This window comes from Aeromonas sp. 604443 (assembly GCF_049170315.1).
In the GTDB taxonomy this organism is placed as follows: domain Bacteria; phylum Pseudomonadota; class Gammaproteobacteria; order Enterobacterales; family Aeromonadaceae; genus Aeromonas; species Aeromonas veronii_A.
The window spans coordinates 455,072-479,376 of record NZ_JAAKMI010000001.1 but is presented as its reverse complement, the minus strand read 5'-3'; the positions used below and the strand labels follow the sequence as shown (position 1 = coordinate 479,376).

General features: G+C 57.8%; 17 protein-coding genes. 9 read left to right on the top strand and 8 right to left on the bottom strand.

Features of this window, described 5'->3' with window-relative positions; all coding sequences use genetic code 11:
- Window positions 1–6 precede the first annotated feature (6 nt).
- Window positions 7–609, bottom strand: a complete 603-nt coding sequence (locus tag G5380_RS01970; RefSeq protein WP_201951176.1) for a histidine phosphatase family protein — start codon at window positions 607–609, stop codon at window positions 7–9.
- Between the two features lie 35 nt (window positions 610–644).
- A complete protein-coding gene (locus G5380_RS01965; RefSeq protein WP_201951420.1) occupies window positions 645–1,055 on the bottom strand; it encodes a GFA family protein in 411 nt (136 codons plus the stop codon).
- A 328-nt stretch (window positions 1,056–1,383) separates the two neighbouring features.
- On the opposite strand from G5380_RS01965, the gene G5380_RS01960 reads away from it, so the two are divergent.
- Entirely contained in the window at window positions 1,384–1,938 is a 555-nt protein-coding gene (locus G5380_RS01960) for a porin family protein (RefSeq protein ID WP_227342831.1), read from the top strand.
- 125 nt (window positions 1,939–2,063) lie between these two features.
- Here G5380_RS01960 and G5380_RS01955 read toward each other — a convergent pair whose 3' ends face one another.
- Entirely contained in the window at window positions 2,064–3,527 is a 1,464-nt protein-coding gene (locus G5380_RS01955) for a chitinase (protein WP_201951178.1), read from the bottom strand.
- A 306-nt stretch (window positions 3,528–3,833) separates the two neighbouring features.
- Window positions 3,834–5,054 carry a methyltransferase gene (locus G5380_RS01950; protein WP_216953539.1) on the bottom strand — a complete coding sequence of 407 codons (1,221 nt, stop codon included), beginning with the start codon at window positions 5,052–5,054 and terminating at the stop codon, window positions 3,834–3,836.
- Between the two features lie 183 nt (window positions 5,055–5,237).
- On the opposite strand from G5380_RS01950, the gene G5380_RS01945 reads away from it, so the two are divergent.
- Window positions 5,238–5,816, top strand: coding sequence for a PhnA domain-containing protein (locus G5380_RS01945; protein WP_421352286.1), 579 nt, complete (start codon window positions 5,238–5,240; stop codon window positions 5,814–5,816).
- Window positions 5,817–6,027: 211 nt separating this feature from the next.
- Here G5380_RS01945 and G5380_RS01940 read toward each other — a convergent pair whose 3' ends face one another.
- The gene (locus tag G5380_RS01940) at window positions 6,028–7,554 is read right to left on the bottom strand and encodes a fumarate hydratase (protein ID WP_005351759.1); all 1,527 of its coding nucleotides are present in this window, start codon (window positions 7,552–7,554) and stop codon (window positions 6,028–6,030) included.
- Between the two features lie 207 nt (window positions 7,555–7,761).
- On the opposite strand from G5380_RS01940, the gene pabB reads away from it, so the two are divergent.
- The 3 genes from pabB to G5380_RS01925 all read left to right on the top strand — a co-directional run bounded on the left by pabB (window position 7,762) and on the right by G5380_RS01925 (window position 11,256).
- Complete coding sequence (gene pabB / locus G5380_RS01935) at window positions 7,762–9,132, top strand: aminodeoxychorismate synthase component I (RefSeq protein WP_081250352.1); 1,371 nt, start codon at window positions 7,762–7,764, stop codon at window positions 9,130–9,132.
- A gap of 42 nt (window positions 9,133–9,174) precedes the next feature.
- Window positions 9,175–9,741: a CoA pyrophosphatase gene (locus tag G5380_RS01930; RefSeq protein WP_005351753.1), complete on the top strand. Its 567-nt coding sequence runs from the start codon at window positions 9,175–9,177 to the stop codon at window positions 9,739–9,741.
- 216 nt (window positions 9,742–9,957) lie between these two features.
- Window positions 9,958–11,256: a serine/threonine transporter gene (locus G5380_RS01925; RefSeq protein ID WP_005345325.1), complete on the top strand. Its 1,299-nt coding sequence runs from the start codon at window positions 9,958–9,960 to the stop codon at window positions 11,254–11,256.
- Window positions 11,257–11,805: 549 nt separating this feature from the next.
- Here the strand turns inward: G5380_RS01925 and sstT are convergent.
- Window positions 11,806–13,056, bottom strand: coding sequence for a serine/threonine transporter SstT (gene sstT / locus G5380_RS01920; RefSeq protein WP_124929511.1), 1,251 nt, complete (start codon window positions 13,054–13,056; stop codon window positions 11,806–11,808).
- A gap of 355 nt (window positions 13,057–13,411) precedes the next feature.
- Between sstT and G5380_RS01915 the strand changes: the two genes are divergently transcribed.
- From G5380_RS01915 to G5380_RS01900, 4 genes are all read left to right on the top strand, one after another.
- Window positions 13,412–15,328 (top strand): RecQ family ATP-dependent DNA helicase, encoded by a 1,917-nt coding sequence (locus tag G5380_RS01915; protein ID WP_421352285.1) that lies wholly within the window; start codon window positions 13,412–13,414, stop codon window positions 15,326–15,328.
- Window positions 15,329–15,919: 591 nt separating this feature from the next.
- Entirely contained in the window at window positions 15,920–17,842 is a 1,923-nt protein-coding gene (locus tag G5380_RS01910) for a PrkA family serine protein kinase (RefSeq protein WP_005333223.1), read from the top strand.
- Between the two features lie 23 nt (window positions 17,843–17,865).
- Window positions 17,866–19,137, top strand: coding sequence for a YeaH/YhbH family protein (locus G5380_RS01905; protein WP_421249828.1), 1,272 nt, complete (start codon window positions 17,866–17,868; stop codon window positions 19,135–19,137).
- 9 nt (window positions 19,138–19,146) lie between these two features.
- Window positions 19,147–20,667, top strand: coding sequence for a SpoVR family protein (locus tag G5380_RS01900; protein ID WP_040065652.1), 1,521 nt, complete (start codon window positions 19,147–19,149; stop codon window positions 20,665–20,667).
- Between the two features lie 165 nt (window positions 20,668–20,832).
- Here the strand turns inward: G5380_RS01900 and fadJ are convergent, their stop codons facing one another.
- Both fadJ and fadI read right to left on the bottom strand, forming a co-directional pair.
- A complete protein-coding gene (gene fadJ / locus G5380_RS01895; protein WP_216980303.1) occupies window positions 20,833–22,980 on the bottom strand; it encodes a fatty acid oxidation complex subunit alpha FadJ in 2,148 nt (715 codons plus the stop codon).
- The gene (gene fadI, locus G5380_RS01890; protein ID WP_421352284.1) at window positions 22,980–24,290 is read right to left on the bottom strand and encodes an acetyl-CoA C-acyltransferase FadI; all 1,311 of its coding nucleotides are present in this window, start codon (window positions 24,288–24,290) and stop codon (window positions 22,980–22,982) included. Before fadI ends, fadJ begins: the two co-directional genes overlap by 1 nt.
- Window positions 24,291–24,305 lie beyond the last annotated feature (15 nt).

The window sequence follows — 24,305 nt, the reverse complement described above, 5'->3', positions numbered from 1 at the left end:
CACAAACTAACTCTGCCCAACCGGTCGATTGAATCGCAGTGGTGATATAGAGGAGTCAAGATTGACCACCAGCATGCCGCCGTTGGGCAACTGCCACGCGAATAAGTCATCAAATCCGGCGGTCGTTAGGGCGCGGATCACCTTGGCGACCACACCGTGCGCCACCAGCAATACCCGCTCCCCCTGCATGGTCGAGGCCAGTGCCGTTAGTCCCTGCGAGACTCGGGCAATCACCTCATCCAGCGTCTCACCGCCAAGCGGAGCCTCCGCCCAGCGCCGGGTGATGTTGCGCACCCACAACTCGGGATAACGCGCCTTGGCCTCTGCCTGCGTCAGTCCCTCAAACAGACCGACATGCCGCTCACGAAAGGCCGGAGCAAGCTCCACAGGCAACCCCAACTGGCGTGAGAAGATCGCGGCGCTCTCTCTTGTTCGCAGCAGGGGCGACGCCAGCAACCGATCGAACGGGGCCAGTGTGGTCGCTATCTCATCGGCCAGCCAGCATATATGCCGCGCGCCATCTTGGTTGAGCCCGATATCCAACGCCCCTTGATAGCGCCCCTCGGCGTTGGCTTGGGTCTCTCCATGGCGGATCACTATCAGCTCCATGGTGTACTCCTCTTTCTACGTGGAATATCACAAAACTACTTCCCTTTCGGATAACGGGGATGATCGTCCTGGATCGGCAACCAGGAGAGCTGGCTGACGGTATGGATGTGATAGGTTGGTGCGACCGTTTCGGGGTTATCAAGTGAGACAATAGCCAGCGTCAGGTACTCGGGGTATTGAATGCTGCGATAGCTGAGGGTGGCGCCACAGGTTGCACAAAAGCCGCGTCGAATCGCCTCCGACGAGGCGTACTCAGTCAATACGCCGCATAGCCATTGCACCTGTTTCACCCGAAAATCCATCCAGGCGCCGACCGGAGCGCCGGTCGTGCGCTGACAATCCCGGCAGTGGCAAAAATCGGTAGCAAAGGGAGCAGCTAGCACCTTGTAGCGGATTGCACCACAATGGCAACCCCCCTCTAATATCCCGTTACGAGAAATCACCATCTTGTTTACCATCCAGTCCACGTTTGAAGGCATATATTGCCAGCCTAACATCCCGTTACACTAAGTTGATTAGTGCAGAAAACCAATGATATTTGCGATTTATCAGCGCCCGTTTCAGATAGTATTGACACAGTTCACCATTGTTCAGACAGAAGATAACCACTCTCACCTCCCATCATAACGGTTATGGGGGCTCTGATTATTCATCCCGCTGACAATATGAGATATTGCCACTCACTACTGGCCTGCGAATATAAGACAAGCTCACCCGAGCCCATATAAATCTGTTCGTCGCAGCCATATTCCACGCTATTTAATTGGAACCTGCATGATGAAGTTATTCACTCCCCTGGTGGTTGCCACGGCGATCTTCTCTTCCGTGGCGATAGCAACCCCCTCTCCCCATATCGTCGGCGCCACCCTTGGCTATGGCACCCAGTCATTCAAAGCACAAAATGGGGATCAGGCCGATGGCGGTGACAATATGACTGCCGATCTCTATTACCGTTATATGTTCAACGATTATATCGGTATCGATTCAGGAATATTGTTTGGTACCGGTGGCGTAGTCAGCGCCCTCTTCGATGCAACCCTCAATGACGTAAAAGATATCCATTACAAAGGGATCCGCTCTGCCTTGTATGCACAATTCCCGGTCTCTTCCGGCAACAGCTTTTATGCCAAACTGGGTGCCAACGCCCACAGAGTCGAATACACGATCAACAAGGAAGATCAGAGCAACTCCGGGGTCGGTTTTTATGGCGCTGCGGGTTGGCAATATCGCTTTGATTCGGGTATCGGACTCAATGCGGAGTACCAATATATCCCCATGCCTCGACTCGATGTCAAAGGGGTCAGTGTCGGTCTCAACTACCGTTTCTGATCCCGCCTGATGGGGCGACAACAGGCCGATAACGGGTAAAAAGCAGGGAGATATCTCCTCCCTGCTGCCTGCTTGTTTCCACTACCGATAGATCATGGTGATTGACCATGATCCCAACGGCAACCTTATTTGGTCACCACCACAGCCCAGGGGCCACCTTTGGCGGGATCATCCCCTTGCGTCCACCATTTGGCCTGATAGACGGCGCCCTTGTAGCTCACCTTGTTGCCCGCGGTATAGACCTTGCTGGCCTCCCAGGCAGGCTGGCCATCAATGGGCGGGTCAACCGGATCGACCGGGGCAGGATCGAGCTTGGCGACGATCCGCACTTTCGGCCAGTTGGCGTGGGAACCGTAGAAGTTGGTCACGCACTTCTCGTAATCACCCGGCACCAGCGCAGAATAAGCGGTCTGGAAGCCCACCAGCTCACACTCGAAGGAGTAACCGCCCGGGCGATCAGGATAGTACTTCCAGTTGCCATCCCAGTTGGTGTAGAGCACGTCGGTAGCGCCGTTGAGATTGAGGCTGCCATAGGGAGTCTGCTGCCAGCAGGTGTTCTTCTCATCCGCCTTGACCGGGATCTGGTAGTGGTTGGCCAGCCCTTCCCAGTAGCGGATGCGATTGACCGGCTGCCCCTTGTCCTTGTTCTGTTCACCACACTCGATACCGCCGTTGATGACGTTGATGGTGGTACCGAAGCCATAGCCGATACCGGCGTCAGCTTCCCGTTTGGAGGGTACCCAGGTGCGATCAATCACGTGCAGCATGGCCGGTTTCGGGGCCTGCGGGGTGAGGAAGAACCAGATGGCAGAAGCGAGGTTGAGCCAGGAGTCCGCCACCAGCCCCGGGTTGTTGAGCAGCACTGAGGCATCGCCATCAAACATCGCCTCGGAGAAGGCCCCGTAGTTGAAGTGGTAAGAAAGCTGCTTGGCGCCGCGGCCAAAGTAACCTTGTCCGGTACTGCAGGGCCACTTCTTGTTCTGCCAGTCGTTCTGGCCACAGCCGGTGGTATAACCGGTCTGTCCCTCTGACCAGCCCATCTCCCGCACATGCACCAGCGCCTGTTGCCACTCCTCCAGCCCCAGCGGGTTATCGGAGACGTTCTCCTTGGCAATATGGCCGCCGGTCTCCTGAGAGAAGTGGGCAAAGGCCGTCACAATGGATTTTTTACAGATCGCATCAGAATCGCGCCCGTCGTTATATTCGCCGCAGAACGCAGGAAATTTACCGATGGCCCGCAAGAAGCGGACATAGGTATATTCCGGCGCGGCCATCTGGGTTAAATATTCCCATTCAGATTGGGGAAATACCCGTTCAACCCGTTTTACGTTGTCAGGATTGCTTGCCAGACCCGGTTCAATGGCATCGACTATTTTATTTGACCGGGTGGCCAGTGCCTTGGCCCATATTGTATACATGGGGTTGGCCGTCTTGGCCTTTTCCACCGCGGCCAGATCCGGGGCCGCAATCACATATCCTCCCGCATTTTGTGGATCGGGTTGAATATTCATGGTTGCACTCATTACGGCATAGCTGGGCAATACGCAAGCGGCAGCGATCAGCCAGACACAACGCTTGGGTTTGAACATGTTTATCGTCCTTGTTTGAATTAATGCGCTCCAAGAGTAGGTGTTCCAACAACTAAATTCACGATGAAAATTAAGAAATGCGCGTAATTTGTGAACCATTTCACCTTGTGATATTCAGTGCAGCTGAAACAAAGAAATAGAACCCAAACGAAAACGCCAAAGCGTGATCTTTCGCCCATTTTTAGAACAGTTGAGACGGCCAGGTGGCCTGCCATACGGTCATTGTTCGTGATGAAAAAAATGGCTGACCCGCTTCACCAGTCAGCCATCAACAATGTTCAAATAACGCTCACAAAGAGCTCGCTGTCAGGCGCGCACGGCACGGATCAGGATATTGCGCGGGGTCATGGGTTTGGCACAGAACTCCCCCACTTCGACCCGATAACCCTGCTCTTGCAAAAAGAGCGCGCGATCCAGCGCCAGCCAGATCTCGAGAGGACGGCGAAACAGATGACGCACCAGCTCCATGCGGGCGACATCACCAAAGCGACGCTCCCCGTGCTCCAACCAGGCGGGATAGTCGAGCCCGGCGGGCAGCACAATCCCTTTGCGTTCAGCAGCCCAAACGCAGAATGCCTCGAAGGTGCCGGTCAGCAGGCTCTTTTGCATATTGGGCACCGGCAGATACTCATCTATGCCACGCACCTGACGCTGCAGGCAGTCAAACCCGAGACGCCACACCACTTCCTGCTCACGCAAGCGGGCTATCCGCGCACCGCCGGTGACCGTCTCCTGTAGCGGCAACTTGAGATCCGCCTTGCTCAACACCAGCTCGCTGGAGTTGGCCGCGGCCGACAGCGGGCGATAGTAGCTGGTACGGATCAGGTGGTAACAACAGGGAGAGATAGTCACGCCGCGGGCACTGCGTTCGGCCACCCGCTCCAGCAGATGGGTGTGCAGCTCGCCGCAGGCATGGAGTGCCATAGCGTGATGTTCGGGGGCGATCAGCGCCGCCGACTCGGGGGCAAAAGCATCGGCGCAGGTAAAGGTCATATTCGCGCCATCCCGCTCGGCCAGCAGCCGACCTTCGTCACAAAGCTGCCCTTGCAACTCCAGACTGAGGATAGGAGCCTGTCGATGAAGTGACACCAGCCGCCCAAGATGCCCCTTGCCAGCACACCACTCCAGATAGGGGCCCTGATGGGCAGGCAGACAGGCGGTGAACGACTCGATCTGGGCCTGCTTGCGCCCCGGCATATGCAGCGCCATCTCCTTGCTGCAAGTGATGGGCTCAGGGGTAAACGGGGCAAGCTGGCTGAGTTGCTGCAGCTCGGCTCCCTCGGCAATCCAGGGGGCAAGCAGACTGCTGAGGGCATCCATATCCGCATCGAACTCCGCCAACTGGGTCAGCGTCAGCCCATTGAGCAACGTCGCCAGTTCGGGCACCTCATCGGCAAAGGCCATGGTCAAATGATGATATGGCTGATATTGCCACCAGCGTCGGTAGCGGGTGAGCAGTCGATCCAGTTGTTGAAAACGTTGAGCCAGCACGAATGCCCCTGCCTTGCAGTCAAAAAGGAGGCTCATTCTAGCGATCCCGCTTCAAATTGCACTCTCAATACCTGACGATCAGCACTGCGCAACACCACCACCAACCCTGTGAGCCAGGGCAGATCTGACAAAGTGCGGGGTTTTATGCTATATTCGCCCCCCTCTTTCACGCGCCCCGCCCTACGCGGGACGCTTTACACTAGCTATGGGACCAACAACATGACCATCAACGCCATTCTGCAAGCGCGCGCGGGCGCCAAGTGTGAACTGTGCAGCGCCGAGCAGGCGCTGACCGCCTTCGTGGTGCCTCACTCCCCCGCCAGCGACGATGATCACAGCGTTGCTATCTGTGACACCTGCCGTGGTCAGCTGGAACAACCGGATACCCTGGTGGTGAACCACTGGCGTTGCCTGAGTGACAGCATGTGGAGCCAGGTGCCTGCGGTGCAGGTGATGGCATGGCGCCAGCTCAAAGCACTCTCCGGCAAGGGTGAAGTATGGGCTCAGGATCTGCTGGACATGATGTACATGGAAGACGAAGCCAAGGCTTGGGCTGAAGCTGGTATTGCTGACGAAGATGACGACAGCGTACCGACCGTTGACTCCAACGGCGCCGTGCTGCAAGAGGGCGACTCCGTTACCCTGATCAAGGATCTGGACGTGAAAGGCGCCGGTTTTACCGCCAAGCGCGGCACCCTGGTCAAGGGCATCCGTCTGACCAACAACCCGCTCCATATCGAAGGCAAGGTCAACGGCGTGCAGATCGTACTGGTTGCTGCCTACATGAAAAAGGCCTAAAGCCAAGGGCGATTGCTCTGCTCTCTGCTGCCAGAGCACAAGCACAAGCACAACGAAAAAGGATGGCGTCACGCCATCCTTTTTTTATGCCTGCTTGCCGCAAACGGCCAACTTGAGCCCATAACAGGCCAGCCAAAGCAAAAAGGCGCATCCGGATGGACGCGCCTTCTTTACAGGGCCGATACCGTTAACCGGCAGCGGAAACGATCACTCAGGAGGAGAGTTTGCCATCCAGCTCTGCAATCTTGGCAGACCAGTAGGCCGGGCCGGTTTCGTGGATATTGTTGCCTTCGGAGTCGACCGCAACAGTCACCGGCATATCTTCCACTTCAAACTCGTAGATCGCTTCCATGCCGAGATCGGCAAAAGCTACCACGCGCGCCTTCTTGATGGCCTTGGCCACCAGATAGGCGGCGCCACCAACGGCCATCAGATAGACAGCCTTGTGCTGCTTGATACTCTCGACGGTTTTCGGGCCTCGCTCGGATTTGCCGATCATGCCGATAAGGCCAGTTTCACCCAGCATCATGTCGGTGAACTTGTCCATCCGGGTGGAGGTGGTGGGGCCTGCCGGGCCAACTACTTCGTCACGCACCGCATCAACCGGGCCAACGTAATAGATGAAGCGGTTGGTGAAATCGACCCCTTCAGGCAGCCCTTCGCCATTTTTCAGCATGTCGGCGATACGCTTGTGGGCGGCGTCGCGACCTGTGAGGATCTTGCCGGAGAGCAGCACGGTATCACCGCTCTTCCAGCTGGCCAGTTCGGCCTTGGTGATGCCATCGACGTTGACGCGGCGCACGTTGCCACCCGCTTCACGGGTGATCTCCGGCCAGTCACTCAGTTTCGGCGGAGTCAGTTCGGCAGGGCCTGAACCATCCAGCTCGAAGTGAACGTGGCGGGTCGCGGCGCAGTTGGGGATCATCACCACCGGCTTGGAAGCGGCATGAGTCGGCGCAGATTTCACCTTCACATCCAGCACGGTTGTGAGGCCGCCCAGACCCTGGGCACCGATCCCCAGCTTGTTGACCTTGTCGTAGAGCTCGACCCGCAGCTTCTCTTCGGTGGTTTGCGGGCCACGGGCGATCAGCTCCTGAATGTCGATGTGCTCCATCAGAGCCTCTTTGGCCAGCACCGCCGCTTTCTCGGCGGTACCGCCGATGCCGATGCCCAGCATGCCGGGGGGGCACCAGCCTGCGCCCATGGTCGGCACGGTTTTCAGCACCCACTCGACGATATCGTCAGAGGGGTTGAGCATCACCATCTTGGATTTGTTCTCGGAACCGCCGCCTTTGGCCGCGATGCTCACTTCCACCTTGTTGCCGGGGATCATGTCGATATGGACCACGGCAGGGGCGTTGTCTTTGGTGTTTTTGCGACTGCCGGCCGGATCGGCCAGCACGGAGGCGCGCAGCGGGTTGTCAGGATTGGTGTAGGCACGACGGGTCCCTTCGTCCACCATCTCCTGCACTGTCATGTCGCTGTCCCACTGGACCTGCATGCCAATTTTGACGAAACAGGTCACGATGCCGGTGTCCTGGCAGAGCGGACGATGACCTTCGGCGGACATGCGGGAGTTGATCAGGATCTGGGCCAGCGCATCTTTGGCGGCCGGGTTGGCCTCACGGTCATACGCCGCTTTGGCAGCCTGAACAAAATCCAACGGGTGGTAATAGGAGATGTACTGGAGGGCATCTGCGATAGAATCGATGAAATCCTGTTTTTTTATAATGCTCATATCATCCTCACTGGTCCTTGTCTCTACCACGGAGCAGGGCAAGGGCTTCCATATGATGGGCCGTGCTGACGTGCTGGCTAAAAACTATCAACCAACAAAAAACGAACGACACGGCAGTTTTTTCTTAAGTCACCGACACCTATGATACGCTTGCCCACCAGCACCGACTAGGGTTCGGGAACCAAACTGTTGCCTGTGTAACATAAAATGACGCCAACACTTCATATCCATCATCTAGACCATAGTGCTGAACTCCATCAGCTTTTTGCCCGCCTGCAACATCAGCCGTGGGCCATGTTGCTGGAATCGGCGGGACCACTCGGCGCCGATAACAGCTTTGATATCATCAGCGCCGATCCGCTGGCGACCCTCGAAACCCGCGGCGAAGTGACCACTCTGCGTGTCGGGGCGAATATCAGCAAACACCACGAAGATCCCCTCGCCCTGCTGGCCCATACCCAGCAACAGCTGCTGGGGGAGCTGGATCTGTGTGCCACTCACCTACCCTTTATTGGCGGCGCCCTCGGCTTGTTTGGCTATGATCTCGGCCGCCGCTTCGAGCGACTGCCAGTGCAGGCCGCCGCCGATATCGCGGTGCCAGACATGGCGGTGGGCATCTACGACTGGGCGCTGCTGCGCAATGTGGCGACCGGCGACTGGCAGCTGGTGCACTGGGGGGATGAAGCGGGCCTTGCCAACCGGCTGGCCTGGCTTGAACAGCAGCAGGCCAAACCGGCCCCTGCTTTTGCCTTGCAGGGGTCGTGGCAGAGCAATATGAGCCGCGCCGAGTATGGCGAGAAATTTGCCCGTATTCAGGAATATCTCGCCGCGGGGGATTGCTACCAGATCAACCTGACCCAGCGTTTCAGCGCCCCCTATCAGGGGGATGAGTGGCAGGCCTATTGCCTGCTGGCAACCGCCAACAAGGCCCCCTTCTCAGCCTTTATCCGTCTGCCGGAGAGCGCGCTGCTGAGCCTCTCCCCCGAGCGGTTTCTGCTGCTCGATGGCCGTCATATCGAAACCAAACCCATCAAGGGCACTCGCCCTCGCCACCCCGATCCGGTGACCGATCGGCAAGTCGCGCGGGAGCTGGCGCAAGCCGACAAGGACAGATCAGAGAATCTGATGATCGTTGATCTGCTGCGCAACGATATCGGTCGGGTCAGCCGGCCAGGCTCGGTCAGCGTGCCTCATCTCTTTGCGGTGGAGTCGTTTCCGGCGGTACATCATCTGGTCTCCACCATCCATGGTGAGCTGGATGCACGCTGGCAAGGGGTCGATCTGCTGCGCGCCTGTTTCCCTGGTGGCTCCATCACCGGCGCCCCCAAAATCCGGGCTATGGAGATCATCGAAGAGCTGGAGCCCCAGCGCCGCAACGCCTATTGCGGCAGCATCGGCTATCTCAGCCAGCACGGCCGGATGGATACCAGCATCTGCATTCGCACTTTGATCGCCGAAGCGGGTCGCCTGCACTGCTGGGCCGGTGGCGGCATCATCGCCGACTCTGACGCCGACAGCGAATATCAGGAGACTTATGACAAGGTCGCCCGCATCCTGCCGCCGCTGTCGGCGCTGTAACCCTCCCCACTGTCAGGTCAACGCACAGGAGAGCTCCCCGCCATGGATCGCCACGAACTGCTGACCCGCTTCCAGTTGCAGCGACCCGCCCCGGCCCATCGCCTCGCCATCGGCGGGCTCAGTCCGGCGGCGGTGTTGATCCCGGTGGTGATGCGCGATGAGGGGCTCAGCGTGTTATTGACCCGGCGCAGCCCCCGGCTGCGTCATCATGGGGGGCAGATCAGCTTTCCCGGCGGGCGACAGGATCCCGGTGACGAAAACCTGATTGCCACGGCGCTGCGGGAGACCGAAGAGGAGCTCGGCATTCCGGCCCGACTGATTGAAGTGATCGGCACCCTCAACCCGCTCAATACGGTGTCACGATTCGAGGTGCTGCCGGTGCTGGGGCTGCTCGATGGCAACTATCCTCTCATCCTGAGTCCGGATGAGGTGGATCACGCCTTCGAAGTGCCGCTGACCCATCTGCTGGATCGACGCAACCACATCCCCCTAACCCTTTCCAGAGGGGGGAAAGCACACACCATCTACTGGATCCCCTGGCAACAGCACTTTATCTGGGGGGCTACCGCCAGCATGATCAACCAGCTAGCCCAGCATCTCGCAAAATAACAATTTACCTACATTTGGCTGAGCGAGATTTAATCATTAACACTAAAATAACGTGCCAATTGATAAACAATAATTGAATTTTTCTTGTTTTGATCACATTTCTATAAGAAAGTGCGGTTTTTCGTGCCGTAAAGATGAATTTGATCAACATTTTTGATTAGAAAAACCGTATCCTTGCGCCGACTTAATAAGAACCACACATTCGGGGTGAGATAGATGTCAAACACAGTCACTGGCACGCAGGGAGTTGCGGCGTCAACAGAGCAAGGGATCAGCTCTACTCAAACCACTCGTTGGGAAAAACGCGACTCTACCTGGGTCATCAGTCTGTTCGGGACCGCGGTTGGCGCGGGGATCCTGTTCCTGCCGATCAACGCGGGTATGGGCGGTTTCTGGCCGCTGGTCGTCATGGCGCTGCTGGTAGGTCCCATGACCTATCTGGCCCACCGTGGTCTGGCCCGCTTCGTGCTCTCCTCCAAAAAGCCAAATGCAGACATCACCGAAGTGGTGGAAGAGCACTTTGGCGTGGGTGCCGGTAAATTAATCACCCTGCTCTACTTCTTCGCCATCTACCCCATCGTGCTGATCTACGGCGTGGGCATCACCAACACCGTGGAAAGCTTCATGGTCAACCAGCTGCAGATGAGTGCCCCGCCGCGCTGGATCCTCTCCATCGTGCTGATCATGGGCATGATGTCGGTGATGCTGGCCGGTGAAAAGCTGATGCTGAAAGTGACCGAGCTGCTGGTTTATCCGCTGATCGCCATTCTGGCCGGTATCTCTTTGTACCTGATCCCGGACTGGACCGGTGCCGCGCTGGAGCAGGTGCCCTCTGCCAAGGATTTCGCCACTACCCTGTGGCTGACCATCCCGGTACTGGTCTTCTCCTTCAACCACAGCCCGGCTATCTCCAGCTTCTCTCTGGCCCAGCGCCGCGACCACGGTGATCAGGCTGTCGAGAAAGCCGATGCCATCCTCAAGCGTACCGCCATGGTGCTGCTGGGCTTTGTGATGTTCTTCGTCTTCTCCTGCGTCATGAGCCTGACACCGGCCCAGCTGGCAGAAGCCAAGGCTCAGAACATCGCCGTGCTCTCCTATCTGGCCAACCAGCATGCCAGCCCCATCATCTCCTACTTCGGTCCGCTGGTTGCGTTCGTCGCCATCGTCTCCTCCTTCTTCGGCCACTATCTGGGTGCCCGTGAAGGTCTGAAGGGGATGATCGTGCAGAACATGCGCAAGTCCGGCAAAGAGCCGAACGCCAAGAAAGTCGAGATGTTCATCATCGCCTTCTTCATCCTGACCCTGTGGGGCACTGCCATTGCCAACCCCTCCATCCTGGGCATGATTGAATCCTTGGGCGGCCCGATCATCGCCACCATCCTGTTCATCATGCCGATGTACGCCATCAAGCGCGTACCGGCCATGGCGAAGTATCAGGGTCATATCAGCAACGTATTTGTCGCTGTGATGGGGATGATCGCCATCTCCGCCATCCTCTATCAGCTGGTCGGTTAATCCCCTACCTGCCGCTGATAGCAAAAAGCCAGCCGAACACTCGGCTGGCTTTTTTATCTCTGCAATCTGTGCCTCCGCGATTACCCTGCTCTCCCCTTATTACTCCCTTTGTTGGATATCTGTATGCTCACCAGCGCCATGATTGAACATGCTTAGAGTTTCACCATGTACCGCCCCCATACCCGCAGCTCAATATCGCCAACACGTTTACTCCCCCTCACCAAACCATGATGGCGTGTCTGATAGGACGGGTTCATCTGCCGCAGCCAGCCACCTCCATTCTTCTGTGATGCTGTGATTATCCTGAAGATCTGGGGTAAGCCATAGCAATTGGCTCTTGGCAGAGCAGGCAAAAATGTATAGCGCACCACAGAGGGAGTAAGCACAACTCAAAGGGATAAAGATAAGGCAGCGCCCTGGACAAGGGCGACAGAATGTCCGGCACATCAGCCAATGAGATTGATCAAAGAGGAAAAGAGAGCAAAGCCGACAATAAAAAGCGCCCTCCGAAGAGGGCGCAAGTGTGTTGCGAAACTGACCGTTGCGAGATCAGGCTTCGCGGCTCGGTACCGGAGCCACATCCAGCAAGGTTTCATCTTCGGCCATGCACGCTGCGGCGGTGAACAGCACGTCGGTGGAGCTGTTAAGGGCTGTCTCGGCAGAATCCTGCAGCACACCGATGATAAAGCCGACGGCCACCACCTGCATGGCGATGTCGTTGCTGATACCAAACAGGCTACAGGCCAGCGGGATCAGCAGCAAGGAGCCACCGGCGACACCGGACGCGCCACAGGCGCTGACGGTGGCTACCACGGAGAGCAGCACAGCAGTTGCCATGTCCACTTCCATCCCCAGGGTATGTACCGCCGCCATGGCGAGCACAGTGATGGTGATGGCCGCACCCGCCATGTTGATGGTGGCACCCAGCGGAATGGATACCGCATAGGTATCCTCCGGCAGACGCAATTTTTCACACAGCGCCATGTTGACCGGGATATTGGCCGCAGAGCTGCGGGTAAAGAAGGCAGTTACACCACTCTCTTTCAGGCAAGTCAGCACCAGTGGATAGGGGTTGCGCTTGATCTTCCAGAAGACGATCAACGGGTTGACCACAAAGGCGATAAACAGCATGCAGCCGATCAGCACCACCAGCAGTTGAGCATAGCCAAACAGGGCATCGAAGCCGGTCTCAGCTAGAGTGGAGGCAACCAGACCCAGGATCCCGAGCGGAGCACAGCGGATCACCGCTTTCACGATGGCGGAGACACCGTGAGACAGGTCAGTGATGAGCGCCTTGGTGCTCTCGTTGGCATGGCGCATGGCGATACCCAGACCGATGGCCCACGCCAGGATCCCGATATAGTTGGCATCCATCAGCGCCTTGACCGGGTTGGTCACCACGTTGAACAGCAGGGTCTGCAGCACCTCGGTGATCCCGCCGGGCGGGGTGATCTCGGCAGTATTGGCCACCAGATGGAGGTTGGAGGGGAACAGGAAGCTGGCAATCACCGCGACCACGGCCGCAGAGAAGGTACCAAACAGGTAGAGCGCCAGCAGCGGGCGAATATTGGTCTTCTGACCCTGCTTGTGACCAATGATGGCCGCCATCACCAGTACGAATACCAGCAGCGGAGCTACCGCTTTCAGTGCACCAACGAACAGACTGCCAAGCAGACCTGCCGTTTTCGCCCACTCGGGCGCAAACAGTGCCAGCAAGATACCGAATACCAGACCAACCAGGATCTGGCTGACCAGGCTGGTGCTATTGACCAGCCGAAGGAGGGGGTGTTGTTGTGTCATCAAAAAAGTCCCTAAGCACCGTAGTGCATGAATCATGAGTCCTGTCTGCAACCACTCATCGGGAGACCCCTGTCGCCCGAATGTGGTGTCTGTGGCCAGCCTTCTGCCGGGCCGATCCGCCAGTCACCGGATTGCATGACGGAATATCCCATTCGCCATCTTTTTTTTCCAGAGACTCACCAAAAAATATCCCGTTTCCATCACAAAAAACCGCAACAAAACCTTAACCACAGCGCAACCACCCATTTTTGTACGTTTTATCGACACTCTCTGCCCTTACCCTCACGACCATTCCTGTGTCACCCGTGACCGGCATCGCTGTGCTATCATCCCCCATTTGCCGCGGAGCCTTGCCATGATCCCATCCCTGCTCAACCAATATTTTGGTTTCTCCGCACTCAGGCCAGGTCAGGAAGCGGTGATCAGCCGGGTGCTGGCAGGTCAGAGTGCCGCCGCCATCTTTCCCACCGGCTCCGGCAAGTCCCTCTGTTATCAACTGCCGGCCCTCGCCCTGCCTCACCTGACCCTGGTTATCTCGCCGCTACTGGCGCTGATGCACGATCAGCTCGCCTTCCTTAAAAGCAAGGGAATAAGCGCCGCTACCCTCGACTCAAGCCAGAGCCCGGAGGAGAGCCGACGAGTGATGCAGCAGGCGCTGGATGGCCAGCTCAAGATCCTGATGATCTCGGTGGAGCGACTCAAGAACGAGCGCTTTCGCCGCTTTATCCAGCAAGTGCCGCTCTCGCTGCTGGTCGTCGATGAGGCGCACTGTATCTCGGAGTGGGGCCACAACTTTCGCCCCGACTACCTCAAGCTGCCGAGCTATCGCCATGATCTGAAGATCCCGCAGGTATTGCTGCTCACCGCCACCGCCACACCGGCGGTGATTCAGGATATGCAGACCAAATTCGGCATCGCGCCGGAGGGGGTCGTGGTCACCGGTTTCTACCGCCCCAATCTTGATCTGGCGGTCATTCCCCTGTCGCCCGACGCGCGGGATAGCTGGCTCGCGCAGGAGTTGGCCAACGATCCGGCGGCCCCCACCATCGTCTACGTCACTTTGCAACACACCGCAGAAGCCTGTGCCGAGCAACTCATTAGAGAAGGGATCAACGCCCGCGCCTATCATGCCGGACTCGACTCGGCGCTGCGCAGTCAGATCCAGCACGACTTCATGGCGGGCAAGGTGGATTGCATCGTCGCCACCATCGCCTTTGGGATGGGGATCGACAAAGCGGATATCCGGCGGGTCATTCACTACGATCTGCCCAAATCCATCGAAAACTACAGCCAGGAGATTGGCCGCGCCGGAAGGGATGGCCAACCATCGCGCTGTATCGTGCTGGCCAACCAGAGCCAGCTGCCGGTGCTGGAGAACTTCGTCTACGGCGATACGCCGGATTTGAGTGCCATCCTCCAGCTCCTTGCCATCATCAAGCAGAGTGGGAGCGAGTGGGAATTCACCCTGCTGCGCCTCTCCAACGACACCAATATCCGCCAGTTGCCCCTTAAAACCCTGCTGGTCTATCTGGAGATGGCAGGCATCATCACCCCGGCCTACAGCTACTACGCCGACTACCGCTTCAAGTTTGTGCTGGATAAAGACGAGATTGTGAGCCGCTTCAATCCGGATCGCCGCCAGTTTCTGGAACAGCTGTTCGCCTGTGCCCCGCAAGCGCGCAGCTGGTGCACCATGGACTTTGACGCCCTCTGGCAGGGCTATCAGGGGGAGCGGCAGCGGGCGGTTGCGGCGCTCGACTACCTGCAGCAGCAAGGCTGGATCGAGCTTGAAAGCAAACAGATGACCGAGGTCTACCGGATCAACCGTCAGGGGTGGGACAACGAGCAGGAAGCAAAAGCCCTGCACGCCCTGTTCCTGCAAAAAGAGCAGAGCGAGCTGGCCAGACTGCAAGCCATGCTCGACTTTTTCACCTCAAGTGAGTGCCTGAGCCACCGCCTCGCCCGCTATTTTGCCGATGAGGTGGCGCCGGTTCATTGTGGCCACTGTTCGGTTTGTCGCGGCGAGGTGGCACATCTCCCGCCCCTGCCCTCACTGACCATGCCAAACGAGGCGGGGATCCGCGCCTGGTGCGATCCGCTGATTGCCAAGACAGGTTCGGTGGATGCGCGTGTTCTGGCCCGCTTCTTGTGCGGTATCGCCACACCGTTGACCAGCCGGGTCAAAGCCAAATCGCTGGCGGGTGCAGGCCAGTTGGCCGCCCACCCGTTTGCCCGCGTCCTCGCGGCCGTGCAACAAGCCTACCCTTGCTAGATGAGTGCTGGCGGCGTCAATAGCCACCAGCAGAAACAAGCGTTTACAGACGCAGAAAAAGAAGACCCTCGCGGTTGCGAGGGTCAAGCCAACGGAAACGTGCTTAAACAGAGCTTGGTGAGGCAACAGTCAACTCTCTTGCTAAAGCGTCTTGCTGCTCACACATCGCCAATCTAGGGCACTCAAAATGTAGCGTCAATGTAAAAATTAGAGTCAAAACTCCAAACAAAGTGATTTACGTTGACGTTCACGTAACGACATTCTCATCCATAACCCCGCTAACCCGCAGCCCCATTGCCTTTCGTCAAACCCCTTAATCTTTTCGCAATAAGTTCCCTGTTTCCCATAAACATTTATTTTTTATGTCTTTGACATTTACCTCACTATCGTGGCAAAAATAATTTAACAGTCAGTAACATAGCGGTGTTGTTGACTGACCCTCCCCGCACAAGGATCGGGCAGGTTTCTTCAGAATTTAACCTATCAACCGTGATGGATTACTGGAGTCTGTTGACTAGGCTTTAAAAGCGCACAACACAAAAGCAGTCATCCACTTTTTTCAGGGTAAGCGACTATAACGAGGGCAAAGTTATGGGCATATTCGAGCATTACCAACAGCGATATGAAAAAGCGAGAGAAGAGGAATATACCATCCAGGAGTTCCTGGATATGTGTAAGCAGGACAAAGCCTGCTACGCCTCCGCAGCCGAACGTCTGCTGACCGCCATTGGTGAGCCGGAGATGGTAGACACCTCAGCCAACCCCAGACTGAGCCGACTCTTCTCCAACCGCGTCGTGGCACGCTATCCCGCCTTCAAGGATTTCTACGGGATGGAAGAGGCCATCGAACAGATCGTCTCCTACCTCAAACACTCCGCCCAGGGGTTGGAAGAGAAGAAACAGATCCTCTATCTGCTGGGCCCCGTTGGCGGCGGTAAATCCTCGCTGGCAGAGAAACTCAAATCCCTGATGCAGAAGGTGCCCATCTATCGCATCAAGGGCTCACCGGTCAACGATCACCCCTTCTGCCTGTTCGACATCGAAGAGGATGGGGAGATCCTGGAAAAAGAGTACGGCATCCCGCGCCGTTACCTGCGTCCCATCATGTCCCCCTGGGTGGCCAAACGCCTGCACGAGTTTGGCGGCGACATCACCAAGTTCAAGGTGGAGAAGGTCAACCCCTCCATCCTCGATCAAATCGCCATTGCCAAGACTGAACCCGGTGATGACAACAACCAGGACATCTCCTCACTGGTCGGCAAGGTCGACATCCGCATGCTGGAGCACTTCGCCCAGGATGACGCCGATGCCTACTCCTACTCAGGTGCGCTGTGTAAAGCGAACCAGGGGGTGATGGAGTTTGTGGAGATGTTCAAGGCCCCCATCAAGGTGCTGCACCCGCTGCTGACAGCAACCCAGGAGGGTAACTACAACGGCACCGAGGGGCTCTCCGCCCTCCCCTTTGACGGCATTCTGCTGGCCCACTCCAACGAATCCGAGTGGCAGCAGTTCCGCAACAACAAGAACAACGAGGCCTTCCTCGACCGCGTTTACATCGTCAAGGTCCCTTACTGCCTGCGCGTCTCCGAAGAGGTGAAGATCTACGAGAAACTGCTGATCAACAGCGAGCTGACCGAGGCCAAATGCGCTCCGGGCACCCTCGAGCTGCTGGGCCAGTTCTCGGTACTGTCACGGCTGAAAGAGCCGGAAAACTCCAGCATCTACTCCAAGATGCGGGTCTATGATGGCGAGAGCCTCAAAGACACCGATCCCAAGGCGAAGAGCTATCAGGAGTATCGCGACTACGCCGGTGTGGACGAGGGGATGAATGGTCTCTCTACTCGCTTTGCGTTCAAGATCCTCTCCCGCGTCTTCAACTTCGACCACGCGGAAGTGGCCGCCAACCCGGTGCACCTCTTCTATGTGCTGGAGCAACAGATCGAGCGCGAACAGTTCCCGCAAGAGCTGCACGATCGCTACCTTGAGTTCATCAAGGGCTATCTGACCCCGCGCTATGTGGAGTTCATCGGCAAGGAGATCCAGACCGCCTATCTCGAGTCCTACTCCGAGTACGGTCAGAACATCTTCGATCGCTACGTCACCTACGCCGACTTCTGGATCCAGGATCAGGAGTACCGTGACCCCGAAACCGGCCAGCTGTTTGACAGAGCGTCTCTCAACAGCGAGCTGGAGAAAATTGAAAAACCCGCCGGGATCAGCAACCCGAAGGATTTCCGCAACGAAATCGTCAACTTCGTGCTGCGTGCCCGGGCCAACAATGCAGGCCGTAACCCCAACTGGACCAGTTACGAGAAGTTGCGCACCGTGATCGAGAAGAAGATGTTCTCCAACACGGAAGAGCTGCTGCCGGTTATCTCCTTCAACAGCAAAACCTCGGCCGAGGAGCAGAAGAAGCACGATAACTTTGTCGAACGGATGATGGAGAAAGGCTACACCCGCAAACAGGTGCGACTGCTCTCCGAATGGTATCTCAGGGTACGCAAGTCATCCTGACCCTGACTGTTCAAGGGGGAGTTATGGCGCATTTTATCGACCGCAGGCTCAACGGCAAAAACAAAAGCGCTGTCAATCGGCAGCGCTTCATCCGCCGCTACAAGAAGCAGATAAAACAAGCGGTCTCGGATGCTGTCTCCAAGCGCAGCATTCAGGACGTAGACAAGGGCGAGAGCATCAGCATCCCGACCAAGGATATCGGCGAGCCCCATTTTCATCAGGGGCACGGCGGTAAACGGGAGATGGTGCATCCCGGCAATGATCAGTTCGTCTCCGGCGACAAGATTGACCGCCCCAAAGGAGGGGGCGGTGGACAGGGTTCCGGCGAGGGACAGGCATCCAATCAGGGAGAAGGGGCCGATGATTTCGTGTTCCAGATCTCCAAGGATGAGTATCTCGATCTGCTGTTTGAAGATCTGGAGCTGCCTAGGCTGCAGAAAACCCAGCTCAATCAGCTGATGGAGGTCAAAACCTATCGGGCGGGCTACACCTCAAACGGGGTGCCCGCCAACATCAACGTGGTGCGTTCCCTGCAAAATTCGCTGGCGCGGCGCATGGCGCTGCAAGCGGGCAAGAAACGCCAACTGCACCAACTGGAAGAGCGGCTGGCTCTGCTGGCCACCGATCCCAACGAGCACTTTGCCGAAATAGCCCTGCTCGAGAAGGAGATCAGGGAGCTGAAACGACGGATAGACGCGGTGCCGTTTATTGACACCTTCGACCTCAAATTCAACAACTTCGTCAAACGGCCCGTCCCTTCCAGTCAGGCGGTGATGTTCTGTCTGATGGACGTATCGGGCTCCATGGATCAGGCCACCAAGGAGATGGCCAAGCGTTTCTATATCCTGCTCTATCTGTTCCTGAGCCGGACCTATAAGAATGTCGAGGTGGTCTATATCCGCCACCATACCCAGGCCAAGGAGGTGGACGAGCACGAGTTCTTCTACTCCCAGGAGACCGGCGGCACTATTGTCTCCAGTGCGCTCAAGATGATGAATGACATCATCAACGAGCGTTACCCCGCCAACCAGTGGAACATCTATGCGGCGCAGGCGTCGGATGGTGACAACTGGGCTGATGACTCACCGCAGTGCAGGGAGATCCTGGCGCGGGACATCATGCCAAGGGTGAGGTACTACTCCTACATCGAGATCACCACCCGTGCCCACCAGACCCTGTGGCACGAATATGAGTCGGTAGCCAGCCAGTTCCCCCACTTTGCGATGGAGCACATTCGCAAGGTCGAGGATATCTATCCGGTGTTCCGCGAGCTGTTCAAGAAACAAGCGGCGTGAGGAGGTCACATGATCGAAACAGAAAAACGTGTAGCGCCACTGGATGACGGACCAGACTGGAACTTCGATCTGCTGGAGACCTATCACCAGGAGATCGCCCGGGTCGCCCGTTTCTACAAGCTGGATACCTACCCCAACCAGATCGAGGTGATCACCGCCGAGCAGATGATGGATGCCTACTCCAGCGTCGGCATGCCCATCGGCTATCAGCACTGGTCGTTCGGCAAGCGCTTTATCCATACCGAGCGAAACTACAAGCGCGGCCAGATGGGGCTGGCCTACGAGATCGTCATCAACTCCGATCCCTGCATCGCCTACCTGATGGAGGAGAACACCATGCCGATGCAGGCGCTGGTGATGGCACACGCCTGCTACGGCCACAACTCCTTCTTCAAGAACAACTACCTGTTCAAGGCCTGGACCGATGCCTCCTCCATCATCGACTACCTGCTGTTCGCCAAGAACTACATCACCCAGTGCGAAGAGAAGCATGGCATCGAGGCGGTGGAACAGCTGCTCGACTCCTGCCATGCCCTGATGAACTTCGGGGTGGATCGCTACAAGCGTCCACAGAAGATCTCGATGGCTGAGGAGAAGCGGCGTCAGAAGGCGCGGGAAGATTATCTGCAGACTCAGGTCAACGAGCTGTGGCGAACCCTGCCCAAGCAGCATAAAGCCGCTGGTGTGGAGGACAGGCGCTACCCCGCCGAACCCCAGGAGAACATTCTCTACTTTATCGAGAAGAATGCCCCCTTGCTGGAGCCCTGGCAGCGGGAAGTGGTGCGCATCGTGCGCAAGATAAGCCAGTATTTCTATCCGCAAAAGCAGACTCAGGTGATGAATGAGGGGTGGGCCACCTTCTGGCACTACACCATCCTCAATCACCTCTATGACGAGGGCAAGCTGAGCGATCGCTTCATGATGGAGGTGCTGCATAGCCACACCAACGTGGTTTATCAACCTGCTTACAACAGCCGCTACTACTCGGGGATCAACCCTTATGCGCTGGGGTTTGCCATGTTTACCGACCTGCGCCGCATCTGCGAGAACCCGACCGAGGAAGATAGATACTGGTTCCCCGACTATGCCGGCAGCAACTGGGTCGACACCCTCCACTTTGCCATGCAGAACTTCAAGGACGAGAGCTTTATCAGCCAGTTCTTAAGCCCGAAAGTGATGCGGGATATGAAGCTGTTCGCTATTGATGACGACGATCTGAAGAACTATCTGAAGGTCTCCGCCATCCACAATGACGAGGGGTACCGTCAGGTGCGCAATACTCTGTCGGCCCAGTACAACCTCAGCAATCTGGAACCCAATATTCAGGTGTACAACGTCGCCGTGAAGGGGGATCGCTCCCTCACCCTGCGCTATGTGCCCCACAACCGCATCCCCCTTGGCGACTCTCGCCATGAGGTGCTCAAGCACCTCCATCAACTGTGGGGATTCGACGTGGTGCTGGAGCAGGACAACGGTGAACTGCCACCCGATATTATCGGCCGCTGCCCGGAGCGTAAGCCGGGTATCTGAACCATGCTACCTCGCAAATTGCCCACTTCGGTGGGCCATTTTTTCGGCCTTCGCCTCTGCCTGCATCATCGCAGCACTACCTGAATAACCCGAACAAACCACAACATAGAAAGAGGCCCGCATGGGTGCGGGCCTCGTTGTCTTGCGGTCACTCTGCAGCGATTATCAGTAGAAGGTCTGCTGCTCTGCGGCCATCGCCTTGAGACGGGCACAGGGGGCGAACCGGTCGCCGTGGCGCTTCTGGTAATACTCCAGACGGCCAACCAGATGATCGATCCCGAGCGTGTCCATATAACGGAACGGGCCGCCAAGGAAAGGCGGGAAACCGATGCCGAAGATGGCGCCGATATCGCCATCACGGGCCGAAGCCACCACACCGCTATCCAACGCCATGGCCGCTTCGTTGAGCATCAGCAACACGCAGCGCTCGGCGATTTCCTGGCGAGCCAGCTTGGCAGACGGCTTGATGCCGAGCACGCCATAGACGCTCTCGTCCACCGTCTTCTTGCCCTCTTTGCCTGTCAGCTTGTTGCGCGGTGCCGCCTTGCCATAGAGATAGAAGCCCTTGCCGTTCTTGCGCCCCTTGCGATCATTTTGCAGCAGCTTGTCGAACGCCTTGGGTGCTTGGAACTGCTCGCCGCCCAGCTCTTTTTCGAGAATAGGGGAGATCTTGGCGCCCACATCGATCCCCACCTCGTCCAGCAAGGTGATGGGGCCAACCGGGAAGCCAAAATCCAGCAGCGCGCTATCCAGCACCTCCACCGGCTCCCCTTCCAGCACCAGTCTTGCCGCCTCATTCATGTAGGGCGCCAGGATGCGGTTGACGTAGAAACCGGCTTCGTCCTTCACCACGATGGGCGTTTTGCCTTGGGCGCGGGCAAAAGCCAGGGTGGTGGCGACCGTCTCGGCACTGGTGCCAGCGTGGGGGATGATCTCCGCCAGCGGCATCTTGTCCACCGGGCTGAAGTAGTGCAGCCCCACGACCCGCTCCGGATGTGCCGCCTCTGCCGCAATCTGATTGATGGGCAGGGAGGAGGTGTTAGAGGCAAACACTGTATGCTCACCACACTCGCGCTCCACGTCTTTCACCATCTGGTGTTTGAGATTGAGATCTTCAAACACCGCCTCCACCACCATGTCGACCCGGTGAAAACCGGAGTAGTCCAGAGTACCGGTCAGCAGGCTCATCTGCTTTTCCAATTCGCTGCGCAAGATGTGACGACGCTTGAGCTTCTTGGCCAGAATGTCATAGCTGTAGCGCATGGCATTGCCGATCCCGGCGCTTGCCACATCCTTGATCCGCACCGGCACGCCCGCCTTGGTAGCGGTGACGAACGCAATGCCGCCCCCCATCAGACCACCGCCCAGCACGGCGGCATGGGCCACCTTGCGCGGCTCGGCCCCCTGATAGGTGACCTCTTTCTTCATCTCGGTGGTGGCAAAGAAGATGGAACGCAGGGCGGCAGACTCTGCAGTCATCACCAGCTCACCAAAGTGGCGGGATTCAGCAGCCAGACCAGCCTTCATCCCCTCCTCCACGCCGATGCGCACAACATCCAGGATCCGCTCCGGCGCCGGGTAGTTGCCGCGGGTCTTGGCTTTCACCCCCTTGCTGGCCTGATCGAACAGCACCTTGCGGCCCAGCTTGTTGGTCTCCAGCACCTTGCCCTGCAGATCCCGCTTCAACTGATGGCGCGGTTTACCCTTCTTGGCCAGCTTGATGGCAGCATCCAGCAAGATTGACGGCGGCACCACATCGTCCACCAGCCCCAATTTCTTGGCCTGTTTGGCGCGAACCTGCTTGCCGGTCAGCATCAGATCCAGCGCCTTGGCCACCCCGATAAGGCGCGGCAGACGCTGGGTACCGCCAGAGCCCGGCAGCAGACCGAGCTGCACTTCCGGCAATCCCAGCACGGTTTTACCGTGCTCGGTCACCACCCGACCATGGCAGGCCAGCGCCAGCTCCAACCCGCCACCGAGGCAGGGGCCATGAATGGCGGCGATCACCGGAATGGTCAGCCCCTCGATCTCGGCAAAGATCTCCTGCCCTTCTCGTGACAGGGTCTCGGCATCCTTGGCACTGGTGCAGGCGGCCAGCATGGTAATGTCAGCGCCGGCGATGAAGGAGTCCTTCTTGCCGGAGGTGATCACCAGCCCGATCAAATCCTTGTTGCGTTTTACCTCGTCCAGTACGGAGCGGATCTCCTCGACAAAGGCGGCTTTCAGGGTATTCATGCTCTCGCCCGGCACATCCATGGTGAGGATGCCGATGCCATCTTTGCGAACATCCAGGGAAAAAGTCTTAGCGCTCATCATTCAACCTCCAACACCATAGCCACGCCCAATCCACCCGCCGCACAGGCGGTGTTGAGCCCCAATCCCCCACCGCGACGACGCAGCTCGCGCAGGGTCTGGGTGATCATCCGCGCACCGGTCGCGGCAAAGGGGTGGCCATAGGCCAGCGAACCGCCGAGGACGTTGAACTTCTCCATGTCCACCTCGCCGATGGCCTGATCGCGGCCCAGCTTGTCACGGGCAAACTCGTGGCTGGCAAACATCTTGAGGTTGGCCAGAGTCTGGGCGGCAAAGGCTTCGTGCATGTCGATCAGAGTCAAATCGCTGAGCGTGATGCCGGCTCTGTCCAGCGCCAGCGGCGTGGCGTAGGAGGGCCCCATCAGCATGTCTTGCCACACATCGATGGCCGAGAAAGCGAAGCTGCGGATATAGCCCAGCGGTTCGAGGCCCAGCTCTTTCGCCCGCCCTTCGCGCATCAGCAGCACGGCGGCAGCGCCATCGGTCAGCGGCGTGGCGTTGGCAGCCGTCACTGTGCCATGAACCCGATCAAACACCGGCTTGAGCTTGGCGTAGCTCGCGAGATCCGAGCTTTCACGGATATTGTTGTCCCGCTCCAGCGGCGACTTGTAGGGCGGTACATGGGCGGTAAACACCTCGCCACTGAGCTTGCCATCGGCCCAAGCCTGCGCGGCCAGAGTGTGGGAGCGATGAGCTAACGCATCTTGCGCCTCGCGGCTGATCTGGTGACTCTTGGCCATCTGCTCGGCGGTCTGTCCCATGGAGAGGCCAGTAGAGTATTCCGCCACGGCAGGCGGCACCGGCAGCAGATCCTTGACCCGCAGCTGACGTAGAATATTGAAGCGCTGCTGCAGATTGCGCGCCTTGTTGAGATCCACCAAGGCGCGGGCCAGCTTCTTGCTCACTCCGATAGGGAGCACGGAGGAGGAGTCCGCACCGCCAGCGATGGCGATATCCACAGTGCCCGCCATGATGGATTCGGTGACGTTGGCCACCGCCTGAAAACTGGTGGCGCAGGCGCGGGAGACGCTATAGGCATCGGTATTGACGCTCATGCCGGTGCCAAGCACGATTTCACGGGCAATGTTGGGGGCTTCCGGCATCTGAACCACCTGACCAAACACCAGCTGGTCGATAAGCTTGGGATCGAGATTGGTACGGGCGAGCATCTCGCTCACCACCAGTTTGCCGAGATCGACTGCAGGCACGCCATGAAAGGCGGTGGCCTGCTTGGCAAAGGGGGTACGCAGCCCCGCCACGACGGCAATCCGTTCGCCCTGGCGAGTCGTCAGTTTCAATGGCTGTTTCATCCTGGCTCCTTGGTT